Here is a 19,002-nt window from a genome sequence, read left to right as displayed (position 1 = left end):
GAGTCGCCGCCACCGGATGCAACCCGCAAAGGCCCCAACCCCGCCACCCGCCGGCGAGGTTGCGCCGCCCGCCCGCGCGCGGCACAGATCGGGCAAGGGCGTGGGCACATCACGCCGGAGGAAGGAAACCCCGCCATGATCGCTCGTCGCAGCCTTGCTGCCGCCGGCCTTGCCACCCTCGCCGCGCCCGGGCTGCTCCGCGCGCAGGAGATCACGCGGCCGATGCGCATCGTCGTGCCCTTCGCCCCGGGCGGGACCAGCGACATCCTGGCGCGGCTGCTGCAGATGGAACTCACGCGGCTCGTCGGCCAATCCGTGGTGGTGGAGAACCGCGCCGGCGCCTCGGGCAATCTCGGCGCCGACCATGTGGCGAAGGCGATCCCGGACGGGACGACGACGCTGCTGATGGATGCCGGCATCCTGGCCACCGCGCCGGCGCTGTTCTCCCGCCTGCCCTTCGACCTGAAGCGCGACCTCGCCCCCGTCACCATGCTGATCTACGCGCCCTATGTGCTGGCCGCGCACCCTTCCGTGCCGGTGCGCAGCGGCGCCGAACTGGTGGCCTATGCCAAGGCGAATGCGAACCGGCTGAACTTCGCGAATTCCGGTGTGGGGGCGGCCAACCACCTCACCGCGCTGATGCTCACCCAGGCCTGGGGGGCCGAGATCACCCAGGTGCCCTATCGCGGCGGCGCGCCGGGCCTGGCGGCGGTGGCGAGCGGCGAGGCGCAGCTGATGGTCAACGGCGCCACCGCCACCCTGCCCTTCGTCGCCGATGGGCGGCTGCGCGCCATCGCGGTGTCCGGCACCGCGCGGCTGCCGCAGATCCCGGACGTGCCGACCTTCAAGGAACTCGGCTGGCCGGCGGAGGAGAGCGGCAGCTGGCAGGGCGTGCTGGCGCCGGGCGGCACCCCGCCCGCGATGGTCGAGCGCCTGCACCGAGCCTTCGCCGAGGCCATGGCCACGCCGGCCATCGCGCGGCGCGTGGTGGAACTCGGCGCCGAGGCGAAGGTCGAGGGCCCGGCGAGCTTCGCCCGCTGGCTCGAGGGCGAGGTCGCCGCCTGGGGCGCGGTGGTGCGCGCCGCCAACATCAAGCTCGACTGAGGGATATGGAAACCCCGCAGGGCCTGCTCGCGCGCCTCGCCACCTTGGGGATCGAGGCGCGCACGGTAAGCCACCCGCCGGTCTTCACCGTGGCGGAAAGCCAGGCGCTGCGCCCCGACCTGCCGGGCGGGCATTCCAAGAACCTCTTCCTCCGGCCCGCCAAGGGGGAGGGGCCCTTCCTGCTGGCGGTGCTGGAGGAGGAGCGCCGCGTCTCGGTCAACGCGCTGGGCCGGGCGCTGGGCATGCCCCGCGTGGCCTTCGCCGAAGCACCCGCGCTGTGGGCGCATCTGGGGGTCGAGCCCGGCTCGGTCACGCCCTTCGGGATGGTCAATGCCACCCCGGGCGCGGTGCGGGTGGTCTTCGACCGTGACCTGATGGAAGGGTTCGAGTGGGTGAATTTCCACCCGCTCACCAACACCATGACCACCGCGATCCGCCCGGCCGAGATGCTGCGCTTTCTGCGGCATATCGGCCATGCGCCGGAACTTGTGGCGATTCCCGCGCCGACGTGACGCCCCCCGCTTGCTTCGCGGCCCGCGCGCAGCATCTATGCGCGGCGAGAGTAAGCCGCTGAGGAATGCCAGCCATGGATGCGATCTTCGACCCGACCCGCCAGAACGCCCCGGGCGGCGCGCCCGACCCGATCAAGGATGGCGACCAGCGGACCTTCATGGCCGATGTGGTGGAAGCCAGCCGCGAAGTGCCGGTGCTGGTCGATTTCTGGGCGACCTGGTGCGGGCCCTGCAAGGCGCTGACGCCGGCGATCGAGAAGGTGGTGCGTGCCGCCGGCGGGCGCGTGCGGCTGGTGAAGATCGACATCGACAAGAACCGCCAGCTCGTCGCGCAGCTCGCTCAGATGGGCCTGCCGCTGCAGTCGGTGCCCACCGTGGTCGGCTTCGTGCAGGGCCAGATCGCCGACCTCTTCCAGGGCGCGCTGCCCGAGGGCGAGATCAAGAAATTCGTCGAGAACCTGCTGAAGATGGCCGGCGGCCAGATGCCCGGCGCCGACCTGCTTGCCGAGGCCAAGGCCGCTGTCGAGGCCGGCAACCATGCCGGTGCGGCCGAGCTCTTCGCCGCCCTGATGGAGGCCGAGCCGGAGAATGCCGAGGCCCGCGCCGGGCTCGCGCGCATGCTCATGGCGCTGGAGGCCGAGGACCAGGCGCAGGAGGTGATCGACGAGGCCCCCGCCAAGATCAAGGACCATGCCGAGATCGCCTCGGTCCGCTCGGCCCTGCAGCTGGCCGTGGAAGGCCGCAAGGCGCGCGAGAAGCTGGGCGAGTTCGAGCGCCGCCTGGCCGTGAACGCCGATGACCATGCCGCGCGCATCGACCTCGCCGTGGCGCTGAACGCCATGGACAACCGCGCCGGCGCGGTCGAGGCGCTGATCGAGTCGATCAAGCGCGACCGCGCCTGGAACGAGGAAGCGGCGCGCAAGCAATTGCTGAAGTTCTTCGAAGCCTGGGGCTTCGATGACCCCGCGACCCTTGCGGGACGGCGGAAGCTCTCCACCCTACTGTTCCGCTGATCCCGACATCCGGGCGGCGCCTGACGCCTCGGCGCACGATCCGTCCCTTCGGGCGGATCTCCTGCGCCAACACCTTGTGCCCCCGGGGCTGAAACGGACTCGATGCCCGCCTTCCATCCCGGCTTTGACGCGCTGCCGTCAGAGATCCCGATCTTCCCCCTCTCCGGCGCGCTGCTGCTGCCGGAGGGCAAGCTGCCGCTGAACATCTTCGAGCCCCGCTACCTGGCGATGATCGAGGATGCGCTGGCGGCCGGGCGGATGCTCGGCATGGTGCAGCCCGACCCCGCCTTGCCGCGCATCGGCGCCGACAGCCAGGTCTACCGGGTCGGCTGCCTCGGCCGGCTGACCAGCTTCAGCGAGACCGAGGATGGGCGTTTCCTGATCACCCTGACCGGCGTGATCCGCTTCCGCATCGCCGAGGAGGTCGTCGGGCGGCGCGGCTACCGGCGCGTGCGGGCGGAGTACGGCGATTTCGGCCACGACCTTGTCATCGATGGCCCGCCGCCCCGCATCGACCGTGCCGAGCTGCTCGGCGCCATCCGCCCCTATTTCCGCGCGCATGGCATCGAAGCCAATTGGGAGGCGGTGGAGCAGACCAGCGACGCCATGCTGGTGACGACGCTGTGCATGGTCTGCCCCTTCGACGCGCGCGAGAAGCAGGCGCTGCTGGAGGCCGAGCTGCCCGAGACGCGGGCGGCCATGCTGGTGGCGCTGATGCAGATGGGCAGCCATGGCATGGCGCCCGAGGGCCGGCCGAGCTAATCAGGCCTCGTTCACGATTGCTGAGGGAACGCGCCATGAGTGCGGTCGAGTCGCCGGTGCCGGTTGATCCGCGCCTGCTGGAAATCCTGGTCTGCCCCGTCACCAAGGGCCCGCTGCGCTACGACCGCGAGGCGAGCGAGCTGGTCAGCGAGAAGGCCGGGCTGGCCTATCCGGTGCGCGACGGCATCCCGATCATGCTGCCCGACGAAGCCAGGAAGCTGTGAGGAGCGGGCTTCGCTGATGTCGCGGCCGCCCATACCCACCGAGATCCGGCTCAACCGGGCCGAGAAGACGCTGCATGTCGCCTTCGACGACGGTGCGCGCTTCGCCCTGCCGGCGGAGTATCTGCGGGTGGAGAGCCCCTCGGCCGAGGTGCAGGGGCATGGGCCGGGCCAGCGCGTGATCGTGCCGGCGCGGCGGCATGTGGGCATCATGAAGGTCGAGCCGGTGGGCAATTACGCCATCCGGCTCGTCTTCGACGATCTCCACGATACGGGGATCTATTCCTGGGCCTATCTGCGCCAGCTCGGCGAGGAGCAGGCGGAACGCTGGGCGGCCTATGAACAGGCCCTGGCCGCCAAGGGTCTGTCGCGCGACCCGCCAACGCGGCGCGGCGGCTAGAGCAATCTGCGTTCAGATGGGTCGCGGCGCCGCCGCGACGCTGAACGCATTTCTTGCTCTGGATTCAATGACTTTTAGAGCACGAGCTGCGTTCATGAGAACGCAGCGTGCGCTAACGCCGCCCCGCGAGGCCGCGGGGCACCATCACGCCCCGGCGCGCATCACCTTCGGGATTTCCTCCCGGAAGCGGAAACGCAGCGCCGACCAGGTGTCGTCCAGCGCGATCTGGGTGACGGGAAGCAGCCCCTCACTGGTCACGGGATCCCAGCCATGGTCGCGGTCGAGATCGCTGCGCACCGGCCCGGACTTCTTCGGATAGGCGAACCACAGCCGCGCCCCGATGCCATAGAGGTTCAGCGCCCGCGGGGCGATCGCCCGCAGCGCCGCCTTGTCGGCCGCGAAGCACAGGATGAGCTCCGCCGCGGCGGTCGCGCCGCTCGGCAGTCCAAACGTCAAACCCTGGGGCGCACCGAGCACCGCGCAGGCCATACCCGGGCGGTAGCCGAGCTTGCGTGCCACCTCCCCGATTACAACACCCATTCCCATCAATTCCGTCACGGAGTTGCCACCAAGAATGGCGGTCTAGCCTAAAAGGGAGCGACGTGCAGCCATTCAATGGGCAACCCGGACCTGCGTTTATGTGACAGCGGGATTTCATGCCCCCCGACGCTGCCCGCCCGGTGCCTTGCGGCCGGGGTTAGGGGCGTGGGAAGGGTGGGGCATGGAGAGCCCGGCGCGCATCACCATCGTCACCGTCACCTATGGCAGCGCGGCCGAGATCATCCCCTTCCTGGAAGCGATCCCGGCCGGGATGCCCCTGGTGGTGGTGGACAATGCCGGGGGGGATGCCACGCCGGGCCTGGTGCGCGCCAGGCGGCCCGACGCCAAGCTGCTGGAATTGCCGGAAAATCTCGGCTTCGGGGCGGGCTGCAACCGGGGCCTCGACCAGGTGGGCACCGAATTCGCCCTGCTGCTGAACCCCGATGCGCGCTTCGACCCCGCCGTGCAGGCGCCGCTGCTCGCCCAGGCCGAGGCCGACCTCGCCGCCCCGCTGCTCGCCCCCTTGATCCTGGATGAGCAGGGGCGGCCCGGACGTTCCTGGAATGTCAGGCAGGCGCGCCGGCCCCTGCTGCCGCGCCGGCGCGACTCGGAGCCCTGGCCCGAGGGGCCCTTCTGCGCCGACTACGCCTCCGGCGCCTGCCTGCTGCTTCGCATGGCGTCGGGGCTGCGCTTCGATGAGGCCTTCTTCCTGTTCTACGAGGATGACGATCTGTGCGCCCGCGCGGGCGGGGCCGTGGTGGTGCCGGCGGCGGGAATCCGCCATGCCGGGGGCAGGTCGGGCCGGCCGGGCGGGCGGGTGGCGCGGCTGAAGGCCTGGCACATGGCCTGGTCGCGGCTGCGCTTCGCCGCGCTGCACGGGCCGGGACCGGCCGCCGCGCGGGCCGAGGCGCGCGCCCGGCTGCGCCACCATGCGGCCCGGGCGCTCGGCCATGCGCTGAGCCTGCGCTTCGGGCGCGTCGGCACGGACCTCGCCGGGCTGGCCGGCACGCTGGCCTGGCTGCGCGGCCGCCCGGCAGATCGCCGGCTGTAGTCTCGCGCTCTTCTATTGATAGGGCGCGAAGGCCGCCGCGGCGGCGCTGCGCCCGCCGGCACGCAGCACGAGGCCCAGCAGCAGCCGCGCCTTGGGGCCCGAAAGCGTGCCGGCCGGGATCAGCCCGCGGCCGAGCAGGTCGATCTCCCCGCCCGGATAGCCGTAGCTGTGGGTGAAGACCGGCCCGGCGAGGCAGCGCGAGGCCAGCACCACCGGCAGGCGCTGCGCCAGATGGCCGAGCAGCGGCGCGACCTCCGCCGGGACATGGCCCGCACCCATGCCCTCCAGCACAAGGCCGGCATAGCCGAGCCCTTCCACCGCATCGAGCATCCGCCCATCCCCGCCCATCGCCGCGGCCAGCAGCGCCACCGGGCGTGGCGGCCCGCCCTGGCTGGGCAGGGTGGGCAGGCGGGGTGGGCGGGCCCAGATCCGCGCCCGCCCCTCCGCCACCAGCCCGATCGGCCCGCCATTGGGCGAGAGGAAGGCCGAGGGCAGGGCGGTGTGTCCCTTGTGGACATGCCGGGCGGCGTGGATCTCGTCATTCAGCACCACCAGCGCGCCCAGCCCGCGCGCGGCCGGGGCCGCCGCCACCTGCGCGGCGGCGAGCAGGTTCGCCGGCCCATCCGCGCCGGGGGCGGAGGCCGGGCGCATCGCCCCGGTCACCACCACCGGCCGGTCGCCGGCCACCAGCAGATCAAGGATGAAGGCGCTCTCCTCGATCGTGTCGGTGCCCTGCACCACCACCGCGCCGTCGAAGCCGGGCTCGAGGCCGAAGGCGGCCTCGATGCGCTGGGCGACCTCCACCAGATGGTTCTTGCCGAGCGAGGGGCTGGGCAGGCCGAGCAGGGAATGCGCCTCGATCTCCGCCACCTCGGCCAGCTGCGGCACGGCGGCGAGCAGCTCCGCCGCGCACAGCCGGGGGGCGAGGCCGCCCCCGGCCGCGGGCACCATGCTGATCGTGCCGCCCAGGGTCAGGAAGAGCAGCCGCGGGCGCCTCATGGCGCCCTCCCCGCCGGATGCACGGGGCGGGAGGCGAAGAGGTTCAGCCCGAGCCGCTCCGACAGGAAGCGCGTGGCGAGCTGCCCGCGCTGGCTGTTGCCGGCCTCGTCCAGCGGGGGCGCGAAGGTGCCCAGGCCCCCCTTGCCCGGCGCGATGGTGACGATGCCGCCCGACACGCCGCTCTTGCCGGGCAGGCCGATCTCATAGAGCCAGTCGCCCGAGCGTTCGTAGAGCCCGGCGGTGGCCAGCACCGCGAGCACGCGCTTGCAGCGCTCGGCCGCCACCACCCGCGCGCCGGTCACCGGGTTGACCCCGCCATCGGCCAGCGTCGCCCCCATGATGGCGAGATCCCGCGCCGTGACGGCGAGCGCGCATTGGCGGGTGTAGAGGTCGGTCGCTTCCTCCGGGTCGGCGGCGATGTGGCCATAGGATTGCAGCAGCCGCGCGATGCCGCGGTTGCGCTGGTTGGTCGCGGCCTCCGATTCGTAGATGGCCGCATCCATCGTGAGCTCGCGCCCGGCGAAGGCGGAAAGCCCGGCCCGCAGGAAATCCCAGCGCGCCGCCGGCGTGACGCCGGGCACGAGGGCGGTGGTGGCGATGGCGCCGGCATTGACCATCGGGTTCATCGGCCGCCCGCCATTCAGCTCGATCGCCATGATCGAGTTGAAGGGCAGGCCGGTGGCGTTCACGCCCACCCGGGCGCGCGCTGCGTCGAAGCCCAGCGCCTCGCAGACCAGGGCGAAGACGAAGGGCTTGGAGATGCTCTGGATGGAGAAGGGGATGTCGGCATCCCCCACGGCGAAGACCCCGCCCTCGACCGAGGCGACGCAGATGCCGAACAGCCCCGGGGGGGCTGCGGCCAGGGCGGGGATGTAGTCCGCGACCCGCCCCTCGGTGACGCCCGCATAGCGTTCATGCGCCGTGCGGATCAGCGCGGCGATCTCGGCCGGATCGGGCAGCGTGCCGGTGGAGATACGTGGCGCGCCCAGCGGCTCCTCGGGCAGGCCGATCATGCCCCGGTCCTCGCTCTGTGCGGCATCCGCGTGGTTCCTTCTCCGCGCCTTGGGGCGGCACGCTATCGGCGCGGCGGGGGGGCGACATGCGCGACGCATCCCGCCGCTGTGCGCCGTGTCCCCAACACGGCGCCGTGCGCCGCGGGGCGGCCCCGCATGGATTAGACAAGCCCAGCTGTGATCCGCAACGAATCCTATCCACTTTTGGAAGGAACTGGCAGGCTCGCCGCATGCCCGCGGGGGCGTCCCGTGGCCTGGCGAGAAGGAGGGCGACCGACATGAGCATGATCGGGGAAACGCTCGCCCGGCCCATCGGCTTCTCCACCGAGGGCCTGCCGCCCGCCCTGCAACTCGACGCCTGGCGCGACCATTGCAACGCGGTGGTCGAGATCACGGAATCTCTCGACCCCGCGCCGGGCTACAGGGCGCGCTTCTCGATGTGGACCTTCGGGCATTTCGCCCTGAGCACGGTGCAGGCGCCGCCGACCCGCTTCCGCCGCACCACTGCCCAGATCCGGCGCGATGGGCTCGACCATTGGCTGATCCATGTGGCGCGCCGCGGCCACCAGCGCATCCAGGCCGACGCGGCCGAGACCGGCGTCGAGGCCGGCCAGCCGCACATCTTCTCCTTCGACCAGGTGATGGAAGGCCAGCGCTCGGAGCTGGACTGGCTGTGCCTCTTCGTCTCGCGCGATGCCTTTCCCGTGCTGGGCCCGACGCTCGATGCCTGCCGCGGCGCGCCGGTGCCGGGCGCCATGGGGGGGCTGCTGCGCAGCTATATCGGCGGCCTGGCCGAGAGCCTGACGACGATGACCGAGGCCGAACTGCCCCGCGCGGCGGAGGCCACGCGCGCCGTGGTGGGCGCCTGCCTCGCCCCCGGCGCGCCGCAGGCGCCCGAGGCGGAGGCGCAGGTGGAACGCGCCCGGCTGGCCCGGGTGCGCCAGATCATCCGGCAGAACCTGCGCTCCACGCGACTGGGGCCGGAGCGTCTGGCGAAGCTCGCCGGCATGTCGCGGTCCCAACTCTACCGGCTGTTCGAGCCCTTCGGCGGCGTGGCGCGCTACATCCAGGCCGAGCGCCTGCGCCAGGCGCATCGCGCGCTGTCCGAGCCGGAGGACCGGCGCGACATCATCCGCGTGGCGGAAGATTTCGGCTTCTTCGACCCCTCCGCCTTCAGCCGTGCCTTCCGCCGCGAATTCGGCTATTCCCCTTCCGACCTGCGCCAGACCGCGCTCGCCGGCTGCCTCGCCGCGCCGATCCGCCGGCCGGCCAGCGCGCCGGCACGCGATTTCGCGGGTGCGCTGCGCCGGCTTTAGGAGCCTCGAACTCGTGCTGGAACGCCTGAAGCGGCTTGCCTGCCTGCCCCTGCTGGCGCTGCTGTTGAGCGGCTGCGGCAGCTTCCTGCGCCTGGACGCGCCGCCGGCCGAGGCGACGGAGGGGCTGCCCGTGCTGGGCATTCCCAATGCCCGCTTCTGGCCCGATGCGCGCCCCGAGGCCCTGCGGCGCGAGGTGGCGGAGATGATCCGCCGCGAGCAGGCGCAGGCCGGCGGGCGGCCGCTCGGCCCGGCGCATCTGCTGGCGCTCTCGGGCGGGGGCGACAATGGCGCCTTCGGGGCGGGGCTGATGCAGGGCTGGACCGAATCCGGCACCCGGCCCGAATTCAACGTCGTCACCGGCATCTCGGCGGGCGCGCTGATCGCCCCCTTCGCCTTCCTCGGCCCGGCCTATGACGCGCCGCTGCGCGACGTCTTCGTGGGCGTGGCGCCGACCGACGTGCTGATCATCCCGCGCACCGTCGTCGCCGCCTTCTCGATCCTGTTCGGGGAGGCGGTGGCCGATACCTCGCCGCTGAGCCGCCTCATCGAGCGCCACGCGAACAACGAGATGCTGGCCGCCATCGCGGCCGAATACGCCAAGGGCCGGATGCTGCTGATCGGCACCACCAATCTCGACATGCAGCGCCCGGTGGTGTGGAACATCGGCGCCATCGCGGCCAGCGGCCATCCGCAGGCGCTTGATCTGTTCCGGCGCATCCTGCTGGCCTCGGCCTCCATCCCCGGCGCCTTCCCCCCGGTGCTGATCGAGGTCGAGCAGGAGGGGCGGCGCTTCCAGGAAATGCATGTGGATGGCGGCGCGGCCAGCCAGGTCTTCCTCTACCCCGCCGGTGTGCGGCTGGTGCCCGGCGAGATCGGCCGGCGCACGGAACGGCCGCGCACCGCGCATGTCATCCGCAACGGGCGCGTCGATGTCGAGGCCAGCAGCGCGACGCGCGGCGTCTTCAGCATCGCCAGCCGCGCCGCCTCCACGCTGCTGCATTTCAGCGGGCTCAGCGACATCGACCGCATCTACCTGACCACGCAGCGCGACGGCATCGCGTTCCGCGTGGCCTATATCGGCAGCGATTTCCGCACGCCGCGCAGCCAGCCCTTCGACCCTGTCTACATGCAGGCGCTGTTCGACTACGGCGTGGCGGCCGGGCGGGCGGGCACGCGCTGGCGGTCGGTGCCCTCGGAAGTCTCGACGATCCCGGGGCAGCCCTGACGCGGAGTGCTTGGGACGGCTCGCAAAGTGGCGGGATTTGGGACGGATTTCCCCGTGGCGGAAGCCACATAGGTTGGCGGTCGAGGCGATCAGGCGTCAGGGCGAGGACGACCCGCGACGCCTGCCCCTGGCGCGGTGGGGGCGAAACCGGGGCGCGGATCGGGAAGTCCCTGATGCGCGCCCGGCGATCCATGCTCTACTCGCGCCAACGCCAGGACATCCGGCGGGGGCAGGCGTGCCGTCATGCGGCGTGGCCGGGCGCCGTCGCCCCCGTCGCTCGCCTTGGCCGAGACAATGCGGAACTTGCCTGGGAGGGCACATGGACAAGCTCGATGACGTGCTCGCGAATGTCGACGCGAACCTGGATGCGGCGCTGGAGCGCCTGTTCAAGGTCATCCGCATCAAGTCGATCTCGACCGACCCGGCCTATGCCGCCGAATGCCAGGCGAATGCCGATTGGCATGTGGCCGACCTGAAGAGCATCGGCTTCGACGCCTCGGCGCGGCCTACGCCCGGCCATCCCATCGTCGTGGCGCATGACCGCTCCGCGACCGGCCCCTCGGCGCTGTTCTACGGCCACTACGACGTGCAGCCGGTGGACCCGCTCGAGCTGTGGGACCGCGACCCCTTCGAGCCGACCATCCAGACCCTGCCGGATGGGACGAAGATCATCACCGGCCGCGGCGCCGCCGACGACAAGGGCCAGCTCATGGCCTTCGTCGAGGCCTGCCGCGCCTGGAAGGCCGTGACCGGCAAGCTGCCCATCCCGGTCACCATCCTGCTGGAAGGCGAGGAGGAATCGGGTGGCGTGAACCTGCCCGGCTTCCTCAACGCCAATGCCGATGAGCTGCGCGCCGATATCGGGCTGATCTGCGACACCAACATGTGGGATCCGAAGACGCCGGCCATCGTCACCATGCTGCGCGGCCTGTGCGGGGAGGAGGTGATCATCCACGCCGCCGACCGCGACCTGCATTCGGGCTTCTACGGCTCGGCCGCCGCGAACCCGAACCGCATCCTCGCGCGCATCCTCTCGGACCTGCATGACGCGGATGGCCGCGTGACGCTGGAGGGCTTCTACGACGGCGTGCCGGAACTGCCCGTGGCCCTGCGCGCGCAGTGGGATACGCTCGGCTTCAGCTCGGACGCCTTCCTGGGCGCGATCGGCCTGTCGATTCCCGCCGGCGAGAAGGGGCGCACCACGCTCGAGCAGACCTGGTCGCGCCCGACCTGCGAGATCAACGGCATGGGCGGCGGCTACCAGGGCGACGGCTTCAAGACCGTGATCCCGGCCAAGGCCTCGGCCAAGGTGTCCTTCCGCCTCGTCTTCGACCAGGACCCGCACAAGGTGCGCGCCGCCTTCCGCGCGCATGTGAAGGCGCGCGTGCCGGCCGATTGCCGCGTCGAATTCCTCGAGCACGGCTCGGGCCAGGCGATCCGCTTCCCGATCGACGACCCGGCCTTCGGCAAGGCGCGCGATGCGCTCAGCGATGAATGGGGCAAGCCGGCGGTGTTCATCGGCGGCGGCGGCTCCATTCCGGTGACGCATCAGCTGAAGCAGTCGCTGGGGATGGATGTGATCCTGGCCGGCTTCGGGCTGGAGGATGACCGCATCCACAGCCCGAACGAGAAGTACAACCTGGAAAGCTTCCACAAGGGCATCCGCTCCTGGGTGCGGATCCTGGCGGCTCTGGCGCGCTGACGCGACGCATTGGTGGGGATGGGGAAGTGACCGATGAGTGACGCGACCGCGCCGAAGACCGGCATGCAGAAGATCCTCGATACCGTCGAGCGGGTCGGCAACAAGGTGCCGCACCCGGTGATGATCTTCGTCTATCTCATCGGCTTCATCGTCGTGCTCTCGACGTTGCTCTCGATCCTGGGCGCGGAGGTCACCTACCAGGCCTACAACCCCGCCACCGGCAAGATCGAGAGCGCGACGACGGCGGCGCGCGGCCTGCTGACCATCGAGGGCATCCGCTTCATGTACACCGGCGTGGTGGCCAACTTCATGGGCTTCAACGCTGTGGGCGTCATCATCATCGCGATGGTGGGCGTGGGCGTGGCGGAGGAAGCGGGGCTGGTCAAGGCGCTGATCCGCAAGCTCGTCATCATCGCGCCCCCCAAGGCGCTGACCTACATCCTGGTCTTCGTCGGCATCATCTCCTCCATCGCCGCCGATGCCGGCTATCTCGTGCTGATCCCGCTGGCGGCGGCGGCCTTCCTCAGCGTGGGGCGGCACCCGCTGGCGGGCCTCGCGGCGGCCTTCGCGGCCGTCGCCTCGGCCTTCCTGGTGAACATCCTGATCGTGCCGGTGGACGGCATCCTGACCGAGATCACCAATGACGCGGCGCGGCTGGTGAACCCCAACGCCTCGATCGACCTCGCCGCCAATCTCTGGTTCTCGATCGGCTCGACCATCCTGCTCACGGTGCTGATCGCGCTGATCACCGAGCGTGTGATCGAACCGCGCCTGGGCAAGTACACGGGCGACTATCAGGTGCCTGGCGAGAACAGCATGTCGGAGGATGAACTGCGCGGCCTCCGCTACGCGCGCAACGCCTTCTTCGGCGTGCTGGCCTTCGTGCTGCTGCTGCTGCTGCCCCCCGGCGCGCCGCTGCGCAATGCCGAGACGGGGGCGATGATCGCCAACTCGCCCTTCATGAACAGCCTGATCGTCACCATCGCGCTGATCTTCCTGGTCTGCGGCATCGCCTATGGCAAGGGCGCGCGCACCATGAACACGACGAATGAGGCGCTGGCCGCGATGCAGAAGGCGATCGGCTCGCTCGCCGGGCTGATCCTGCTGCTGCTGGTGATCAGCCAGTTCATCGCCTTCTTCAACTACACCAACATGGCGACCCTGGCCGCCGTCTCGATGGCGGAATTCCTCAAGGCGCTGAACCTGCCTTCCATCGCGGTGCTGATCGGCTTCGTGGTGGCGGTCTTCGGGCTCGACCTCATCATCACGGCCGCCATCGCGAAATGGGCGATCTTCGCGCCGGTCTTCGTGCCGCTGCTGATGCAGCTTGGCATGGAGCCGGAAGTGGTGCTGGCCGCCTATCGCGTGGGCGACAGCCCGATCAACGCGATCACGCCGCTCAACGCCTATTTCGCGATGATCGTGACCTTCGCGATCAAGTACCAGAAGGATGCGGGGGTCGGCACCGTCATCGCGCTGATGCTGCCCTATGTCGCGGTGCTCTGCGTGGTCTGGACCGCCTTCCTGGCCGGCTGGTACCTGCTCGGGCTGCCTTGGGGTCTGTGAATGCGCCGCGGCAGGGCGCCCCGGCAACGGCGCGATGAGCAGCATCGCGACCGTCTTCACCATCATCGCGGTGATGGTGGCCTGCCTTGCCACGAACATCGCCCCGGCGGCGGTGGTGACGCTGGGCGTCGCCCTCTCGCTCTATGCCACGGGCATCCTGGAACCGACGGCGGCGCTGGCGGGCTTCGGCGACCCGGCGATCCTGTTCGTCGCCTCGCTCTTCGTGGTGAGCGCGAGCCTGGATCATACCGGCGTCACCGCCTGGGCCAGCCAGTTCCTGGTGCGCAAGGCGGGGCAGAGCCGCAGGCGCCTGCTGATTCTCACCATGGCGCTGACCGGCGCGCTGGCGGCGATGATCGGCATCTCGGGCGCGGTGGCGGCGATGCTGCCGGTGGCGACGCTGGTGGCGGTGCGGCTGGGGCGCAAGCCCTCGCAACTGCTGATGCCACTCGCCTTCGCGGCGCATGCCGGCTCGACCCTGGTGCTGACCGGCACGGTGGTGGCGGTGCTGATCTCGACCCGGCTGGTCGATATGGGCCAGCCCGGCTTCAGCTATTTCGAGCTGTCGCCCATCGGCGTGCTGCTGATGGGGGGCACCGTCGCGATCACCGTGCTCTACGGCAAGCGCCTGCTGCCCGAGCGCAGCGGGCGGCAATTGCCGGAGGATCTCAGCCGCCATTCCGGCACGCTGGCGCAACAATACAACCTGTTCGAGGAGCTCTATCAGCTCGAGGTCCTGCCCGGCTCGGTGCCGGCGGGGCTGCGGCGCTCCTGGGTGGATCTGCGCGCCGAGGCCGGGCTCCAGCTCATCGGCATCCACGACGCCGAGGGCAACGAGACGCGGCGCCTGGTGCTCGCGCCGGGCGACCGGCTGCTGGTGCATGGCACGCTCGATGCGGTCACCGCCTTCGCCGAGGCGCAGAAGCTGAAGCTGCGCGGGCAGGAGGCCGGGGCGGCGATCCGCGCCGCGCTGTTCAACGCCAGCGCGGGGCTGGCCGAAGTGGTGCTGCCGCCGCGCTCGGCGCTGATCGGCGAGAAGGTCTTCCCCGGCATGATCACCCCGAACGGGGAGATGGTGATCCTGGCCGTGCAGCGCCACGGCGCCAATCTGCGCGAGCGCGAGACGCGGCTCGCCGCCGGCGACACGCTGCTGCTGCAGGGCAATTGGCAGGCGCTGGACGATCTGGTGCACGACCCGGACGTGCTGGTGGTGGACAATCCGGATGCGGTGCGGCGCCAGACGATCGCCATGGGCACGGGGGCGAAGCGCGCCCTGGCCGTGCTGGCGCTGATGGTGGGCCTGCTCGCGAGCGGCGTGATGCCGGCGGTCATCACCGGCCTGCTGGCGGCGATCGCGCTGATCCTGCTGCGCGTGATGACGGCGGATCAGGCCTTCCGCGCCATCAACTGGAGCACGCTGGTCACCATCGCCGCGCTGATGCCGCTCTCGGCCGCCATGTACCAGACCGGCGCGGCGGCGCTGCTGGCCGAGGGGCTGGTGCGGCTGGTGGGCGATGCCGGGCCGCTGGCGCTGCTGGCCGGGCTGTTCCTGATGGCGGGCGTGCTCTCGCAATTGATGAGCGGATCGGCCACGGCGCTGGTCATCATCCCCATCGCCGTGCTGGCCGCGGCCGAGGTGGGTGTCTCACCACGCACGGCGCTGATCACGGTGTGGGTGGCGACGGCGGCGGCCTTCCTCACGCCCATCGCCTCGGGGGCGAACATGATGGTGCAGGGGCCGGCGGGCTATCGCTTCGGCGACTATGCGCGGCTCGGCCTGCCGCTGTTCGGCTATTTCTTCCTGGTGGCCACGCTGGTCGTGCCGCTGCTCTTTCCGCTCCGTTGAGCCCCGGGCAAGGCCTTTCCTGATGAACACCGACCTCGCCCTCGTGCTGCTGCTGCTGGCGGCCGCCATCGTCATGTTCATCGCCAATCGCCCGCGCATGGATGCGGTGGCGCTGCTGATGATCGTGCTGATGCCCTTTACCGGCGTGCTGACGATCAATGAGGCGCTGGCCGGCTTCGCCGATCCCGCCGTGCTGCTGATCGCCGCTTTGTTCGTGATCGGCGAGGGGCTGGTGCGCACCGGCGTGGCGCGGCGCCTGGGCGATTGGCTGAACGAGAAGGCCGGCGACAGCGAGAACCGGCTGGTGGTGCTGCTGATGCTCTCCGTCTGCGGGCTGGGCGCCTTCATGAGCGGAACGGCGGTGGTCGCCATCTTCATCCCCGTGGTGCTGCGGATCTGCCAGTCGAAAGGCATCGCGCCGGGCCAGCTGATGATGCCGCTGAGCTTCGCCGCCCTGATCAGCGGCACGCTGACCCTGGTCGCGACCGCGCCGAACCTGGTGGTGAATGCCGAGCTGATCCGCCAGGGGGGCGAGGGCTTCGGCTTCTTCAGCTTCACGCCGTTCGGCGTGGCCATCCTGGCCCTGGGCATCGCCTATATGCTGGTGGCGCGCAGGATGCTGCCCGCCGGCGGCGGCCGCGGCGAAGACGCAAGCCGCGCGCCGAACCTGCGCGACTGGGTGACGCAATACGACCTCGCCGCACATTCCTTCCGCGTCCGGATCGGCCCCGCCTCCTCGCTCATCGGCCAGCGGCTGGAGCAGGTGGTGGATGCCGCGCCCGGCTTCACGCTGCTGGCCATCGAGCAGCCGGGGCGCTTCTCGACCGAGGTGCTGAGCCCCGCCCCGCGCCACGTCTTCGCCGCGGGGCAGGTGCTGCTGCTCGATGTCGTGGCGCCGAATGTGGAGATCGCGGCGCTGGCCACGCGCTACGGCCTCGAGATCCTGCCGCTGGGCGAGGCCGGGCATTTCACCGACCATGCGCAGGAGATCGGCATGGTCGAGGCCATCGTTACGCCCGATTCCAGCCTGATCGGCGCGAGCCTGCGCAGCGCGCGGCTGCGTGAGGAAACGGGGCTGACCGTGATCGGCCTGCGGCATGGCCGCCAGGTGGTCAGCCGCGACCTCGGGGATGAGCGGCTGAAGGCCGGCGACACGCTGCTGCTGACCGGCTTCTGGTCCGACATCCGCCGCCTGCAGGGCGGGGTGGAGGGTCTCGCCGTGCTGAACCTGCCGGCCGAGCTGAAAGAGGTCCTGCCCGCCGCCAGCCGTGCGCCCCAGGCCGTGGCGGTGCTGGCGCTGACGGTCGGCATGATGGTCAGCGGCGTGGTGCCCAATGTGCATGCGGCGCTGATCGGCTGCCTGCTGCTGGGCGCGCTGCGCTGCGTCGATTTCAACAGCGCCTACAGCTCCATCAGCTGGAAGACCATCATCCTGATCGTCGGGATGCTGCCCTTCTCGCTGGCGTTGCAACGCACCGGCGGCGTGGATCTGGCGGCGGATGCGGTGACCGCGGTGGCGGGCGAGGCCTCGGCCCATGTGCTGCTCGGCCTGCTCTTCGTCATCACCGCCGCTCTTGGCCTGTTCATCTCGAACACCGCGACGGCGGTGCTGATGGCCCCGGTGGGGCTGGCGGTGGCGCAGGATATCGGCGCCTCGCCCTATCCCTTCGCGATGATCATCGCCATCGCCGCCTCCGCCGCCTTCATGACGCCCGTCTCCTCGCCGACGAACACGCTGGTGGTCGGGCCGGGCAATTACGGCTTCGGCGATTTCGTGAAGATCGGCGTGCCCTTCACCGTCATCGTGATGGCCGCGAGCCTGATCCTGGTGCCCTGGCTGCTGCCGCTATGAGAATCCTTTCGGAGTTGCCCGCATGAGCGACATCACCATCACGGCCCTGATCATCGGCGCCGCCATCGTGCTCTTCGTCTGGAACCGCCTGCCGGTGGTGCTGGTGGCGATGGGCGTGTCGCTGGCACTCTGGGGCTCAGGCGTGCTGAGCCTCTCCGCCGCGCTGGCGGGCTTCGGCGATCCGGCGGTGATCTTCATCGCGGCCCTCTTCGTGGTCAGCGCCGCGCTGGAACGCGCGGGTGTGACGGCCTGGGCCGGGCAGCAATTGATCGCCCAGGCGGGCGAGGACAGCCGCACGCGGCTGCTGCTGCTCACCTCGCTGCTCGTGGCGCTGCTCACCGCGCTGATCAGCCTGAACGGCGCGGTGGCGGCGCTGCTGCCGGTGGTGGTGGTGATGGCGGTGCGGCTGAAGCGCCCGCCCTCCCAATTGCTGATGCCACTCGTCTTCTCGGCCCATGCGGGCTCCTTGCTTGCCCTTACCGGTACGCCGGTGAACGTGCTGGTGCAGAACGCGGCCGCCGATGCGGGGGCGGGGAATTTCGGCTTCTTCTCCTTCACCATCGTCGGCGTGCCGCTGCTGCTGGGCACCATGGCCATCATCATCCTGTTCGGCGAGCGCCTGCTGCCGCACCGTTCCGGCCCCTCCATGCCGCGCGATTTCAGCCGCCATGCGCGCACGCTGGTCGAGCAGTACGGCCTGCAGGACGGCGTGTTCCGCCTGCGACTGCGCGACACCTCGCCCTTTATTGGCGCGCTGCCCGCGAGCATCGACCTCGCGGCCTTTCCGGGCCTGCGCCTGATGTCCGTGCAGCAGGGCGATGCCAGCCTGCCCTGGGCCGGGGAGCCGATGCGCGCGGGTGACCACCTGCTGCTGCGCGGCAGCGCCGAGGATGCGGCCCGGCTCGCCGCCGAGATGCATCTCGCCTTCCGCGAGGAGGAGGCGGCCGGCGAGATCGAGGAGACGCTGTTCAACAAGCAGGTCGGCCTGGCCGAGGTCATGATCCCGCCCCGCTCGGCGCTGATCGGGCAGAATTTCTACCCCGGCATGGCGACCGAGAGCGGCGACCTTATCGTCGTGGCCGTGCAGCGCGGCGGCGCGGATCTCGACCAGGGCGATACGCGGCTCCAGGCCGGCGATACCGTGCTGCTGCAGGGCACCTGGAAGGCGCTGGATGTGCAGCTCGCCGATCCCGAGGTGCTGGTGGTGAACTCGCCCGATGTGGTGCGTCGCCAGGCCGTGCCGCTCGGCATGGGGGCGAAGCAGGCCATCATCATCCTGGGCGGCATGGTGGTGCTGCTCGCCACCGGCATCGTGCCGCCGGCCGTGGCCGGGCTGCTCGCCGCCTTCGCGCTGATCCTGACGAATGTGATGTCGGTGGAACAATCCTACCGCGCCATCGACTGGACGACGGTGATCCTGGTGGCGGCGATGATGCCGCTCTCCACCGCCATGCAGGAAACCGGCGCGGCCAAGCTGATGGCCGAGGGGCTGGTGACCCTGGTCGGCGAGGCCGGGCCCTATGCGCTGGTGGCGGGGCTCTTCCTGCTCACCGCGATCCTCGGCCAGCTCATCAGCAACACCGCGACCGCGCTGATCGTCATCCCGATCGGCGTGGCGGCGGCGACCAGCCTGGATGTCTCGCCCATGCCGGTGCTGATGGCGGTCTGCGTGGCGGCCGCGGCCTCCTTCCTCACGCCCATCGCGACGCCGACGAACCTGATGGTGATGGGCCCGGGCGGCTATGCCTTCAGCGACTACTGGAAGCTCGGCCTGCCGCTGATGATCTGGTTCTTCATCGTCTCGGTCTTCCTGGTGCCGGTCATCTGGCCCTTCTGACGCGGCGCGCAGCAGGGCTTCGTTCCGCAGAGACATTGATGTA

Annotated in this window: 17 protein-coding genes; 14 read left to right on the top strand and 3 right to left on the bottom strand. The window is 70.6% G+C overall.

Annotation, left to right across the window (positions count from 1 at the left end):
* The first annotated feature begins 135 nt into the window (after nt 1-135).
* The 6 genes from AC2D9U_RS18720 (at nt 136) to AC2D9U_RS18695 (ending at nt 4,012) form a co-directional block, all read left to right on the top strand.
* Entirely contained in the window at nt 136-1,104 is a 969-nt protein-coding gene (locus tag AC2D9U_RS18720) for a Bug family tripartite tricarboxylate transporter substrate binding protein (RefSeq protein ID WP_484751728.1), read from the top strand.
* A 5-nt stretch (nt 1,105-1,109) separates the two neighbouring features.
* Complete coding sequence (locus AC2D9U_RS18715; RefSeq protein WP_484751727.1) at nt 1,110-1,616, top strand: prolyl-tRNA synthetase associated domain-containing protein; 507 nt, start codon at nt 1,110-1,112, stop codon at nt 1,614-1,616.
* 74 nt (nt 1,617-1,690) lie between these two features.
* Nucleotides 1,691-2,629, top strand: coding sequence for a tetratricopeptide repeat protein (locus tag AC2D9U_RS18710; protein WP_484751726.1), 939 nt, complete (start codon nt 1,691-1,693; stop codon nt 2,627-2,629).
* Between the two features lie 102 nt (nt 2,630-2,731).
* Nucleotides 2,732-3,391: an LON peptidase substrate-binding domain-containing protein gene (locus tag AC2D9U_RS18705; protein ID WP_484751725.1), complete on the top strand. Its 660-nt coding sequence runs from the start codon at nt 2,732-2,734 to the stop codon at nt 3,389-3,391.
* A 35-nt stretch (nt 3,392-3,426) separates the two neighbouring features.
* On the top strand, nt 3,427-3,615 hold the full coding sequence (locus tag AC2D9U_RS18700) for a Trm112 family protein (protein WP_484751724.1): 189 nt from the start codon (nt 3,427-3,429) through the stop codon (nt 3,613-3,615).
* A gap of 16 nt (nt 3,616-3,631) precedes the next feature.
* Nucleotides 3,632-4,012, top strand: a complete 381-nt coding sequence (locus tag AC2D9U_RS18695) for a gamma-butyrobetaine hydroxylase family protein (RefSeq protein WP_484751723.1) — start codon at nt 3,632-3,634, stop codon at nt 4,010-4,012.
* Nucleotides 4,013-4,156: 144 nt separating this feature from the next.
* On the opposite strand, the gene AC2D9U_RS18690 is transcribed toward AC2D9U_RS18695, so the two are convergent.
* A complete protein-coding gene (locus AC2D9U_RS18690) occupies nt 4,157-4,552 on the bottom strand; it encodes a hypothetical protein (RefSeq protein WP_484751722.1) in 396 nt (131 codons plus the stop codon).
* A 181-nt stretch (nt 4,553-4,733) separates the two neighbouring features.
* On the opposite strand from AC2D9U_RS18690, the gene AC2D9U_RS18685 reads away from it, so the two are divergent.
* A complete protein-coding gene (locus tag AC2D9U_RS18685; RefSeq protein WP_484751721.1) occupies nt 4,734-5,603 on the top strand; it encodes a glycosyltransferase in 870 nt (289 codons plus the stop codon).
* A gap of 12 nt (nt 5,604-5,615) precedes the next feature.
* Here AC2D9U_RS18685 and AC2D9U_RS18680 read toward each other — a convergent pair whose 3' ends face one another.
* Nucleotides 5,616-6,602: an asparaginase gene (locus AC2D9U_RS18680; protein WP_484751720.1), complete on the bottom strand. Its 987-nt coding sequence runs from the start codon at nt 6,600-6,602 to the stop codon at nt 5,616-5,618.
* The gene (gene glsA / locus AC2D9U_RS18675; RefSeq protein WP_484751719.1) at nt 6,599-7,615 is read right to left on the bottom strand and encodes a glutaminase A; all 1,017 of its coding nucleotides are present in this window, start codon (nt 7,613-7,615) and stop codon (nt 6,599-6,601) included. The genes AC2D9U_RS18680 and glsA overlap by 4 nt, the downstream gene beginning before the upstream one ends.
* A 278-nt stretch (nt 7,616-7,893) precedes the next feature.
* Here glsA and AC2D9U_RS18670 point away from each other — a divergent pair, with 278 nt between their 5' ends.
* The 7 genes from AC2D9U_RS18670 to AC2D9U_RS18640 all read left to right on the top strand — a co-directional run bounded on the left by AC2D9U_RS18670 (nt 7,894) and on the right by AC2D9U_RS18640 (nt 18,959).
* Nucleotides 7,894-8,931 (top strand): helix-turn-helix domain-containing protein, encoded by a 1,038-nt coding sequence (locus AC2D9U_RS18670; RefSeq protein ID WP_484751718.1) that lies wholly within the window; start codon nt 7,894-7,896, stop codon nt 8,929-8,931.
* Nucleotides 8,932-8,944: 13 nt separating this feature from the next.
* A complete protein-coding gene (locus tag AC2D9U_RS18665) occupies nt 8,945-10,156 on the top strand; it encodes a patatin-like phospholipase family protein (RefSeq protein WP_484751717.1) in 1,212 nt (403 codons plus the stop codon).
* 319 nt (nt 10,157-10,475) lie between these two features.
* Nucleotides 10,476-11,858, top strand: a complete 1,383-nt coding sequence (locus AC2D9U_RS18660; protein ID WP_484751716.1) for a M20/M25/M40 family metallo-hydrolase — start codon at nt 10,476-10,478, stop codon at nt 11,856-11,858.
* Nucleotides 11,859-11,891: 33 nt separating this feature from the next.
* Entirely contained in the window at nt 11,892-13,424 is a 1,533-nt protein-coding gene (locus tag AC2D9U_RS18655) for an AbgT family transporter (RefSeq protein WP_484751715.1), read from the top strand.
* A gap of 34 nt (nt 13,425-13,458) precedes the next feature.
* Nucleotides 13,459-15,270: an SLC13 family permease gene (locus AC2D9U_RS18650; RefSeq protein ID WP_484751714.1), complete on the top strand. Its 1,812-nt coding sequence runs from the start codon at nt 13,459-13,461 to the stop codon at nt 15,268-15,270.
* 22 nt (nt 15,271-15,292) lie between these two features.
* Nucleotides 15,293-17,122 carry an SLC13 family permease gene (locus AC2D9U_RS18645; protein ID WP_484751713.1) on the top strand — a complete coding sequence of 610 codons (1,830 nt, stop codon included), beginning with the start codon at nt 15,293-15,295 and terminating at the stop codon, nt 17,120-17,122.
* Nucleotides 17,123-17,144: 22 nt separating this feature from the next.
* Complete coding sequence (locus AC2D9U_RS18640; RefSeq protein WP_484751712.1) at nt 17,145-18,959, top strand: SLC13 family permease; 1,815 nt, start codon at nt 17,145-17,147, stop codon at nt 18,957-18,959.
* The last annotated feature ends 43 nt before the right edge of the window (nt 18,960-19,002 follow it).

Source organism: Roseomonas sp. TF40 (assembly GCF_057219975.1).
The sequence above is the reverse complement of the archived record's forward strand: the minus strand, read 5'-3'. Positions and strand labels throughout refer to the sequence as shown.

Bases quoted from the DNA above. Each gene is read 5' to 3' on its own strand.
- AC2D9U_RS18690 (WP_484751722.1), bottom strand. From the start codon at position 4,552: ATGGGTGTTGTAATCGGGGAGGTGGCACGCAAGCTCGGCTACCGCCCG.
- AC2D9U_RS18720 (WP_484751728.1), top strand. From the start codon at position 136: ATGATCGCTCGTCGCAGCCTTGCTGCCGCCGGCCTTGCCACCCTCGCC.
- AC2D9U_RS18695 (WP_484751723.1), top strand. From the start codon at position 3,632: ATGTCGCGGCCGCCCATACCCACCGAGATCCGGCTCAACCGGGCCGAG.
- AC2D9U_RS18645 (WP_484751713.1), top strand. From the start codon at position 15,293: ATGAACACCGACCTCGCCCTCGTGCTGCTGCTGCTGGCGGCCGCCATC.
- AC2D9U_RS18660 (WP_484751716.1), top strand. From the start codon at position 10,476: ATGGACAAGCTCGATGACGTGCTCGCGAATGTCGACGCGAACCTGGAT.
- AC2D9U_RS18705 (WP_484751725.1), top strand. From the start codon at position 2,732: ATGCCCGCCTTCCATCCCGGCTTTGACGCGCTGCCGTCAGAGATCCCG.
- glsA (WP_484751719.1), bottom strand. From the start codon at position 7,615: ATGATCGGCCTGCCCGAGGAGCCGCTGGGCGCGCCACGTATCTCCACC.
- AC2D9U_RS18650 (WP_484751714.1), top strand. From the start codon at position 13,459: ATGAGCAGCATCGCGACCGTCTTCACCATCATCGCGGTGATGGTGGCC.
- AC2D9U_RS18640 (WP_484751712.1), top strand. From the start codon at position 17,145: ATGAGCGACATCACCATCACGGCCCTGATCATCGGCGCCGCCATCGTG.
- AC2D9U_RS18700 (WP_484751724.1), top strand. From the start codon at position 3,427: ATGAGTGCGGTCGAGTCGCCGGTGCCGGTTGATCCGCGCCTGCTGGAA.
- AC2D9U_RS18670 (WP_484751718.1), top strand. From the start codon at position 7,894: ATGAGCATGATCGGGGAAACGCTCGCCCGGCCCATCGGCTTCTCCACC.
- AC2D9U_RS18680 (WP_484751720.1), bottom strand. From the start codon at position 6,602: ATGAGGCGCCCGCGGCTGCTCTTCCTGACCCTGGGCGGCACGATCAGC.
- AC2D9U_RS18715 (WP_484751727.1), top strand. From the start codon at position 1,110: ATGGAAACCCCGCAGGGCCTGCTCGCGCGCCTCGCCACCTTGGGGATC.
- AC2D9U_RS18655 (WP_484751715.1), top strand. From the start codon at position 11,892: ATGAGTGACGCGACCGCGCCGAAGACCGGCATGCAGAAGATCCTCGAT.
- AC2D9U_RS18685 (WP_484751721.1), top strand. From the start codon at position 4,734: ATGGAGAGCCCGGCGCGCATCACCATCGTCACCGTCACCTATGGCAGC.
- AC2D9U_RS18710 (WP_484751726.1), top strand. From the start codon at position 1,691: ATGGATGCGATCTTCGACCCGACCCGCCAGAACGCCCCGGGCGGCGCG.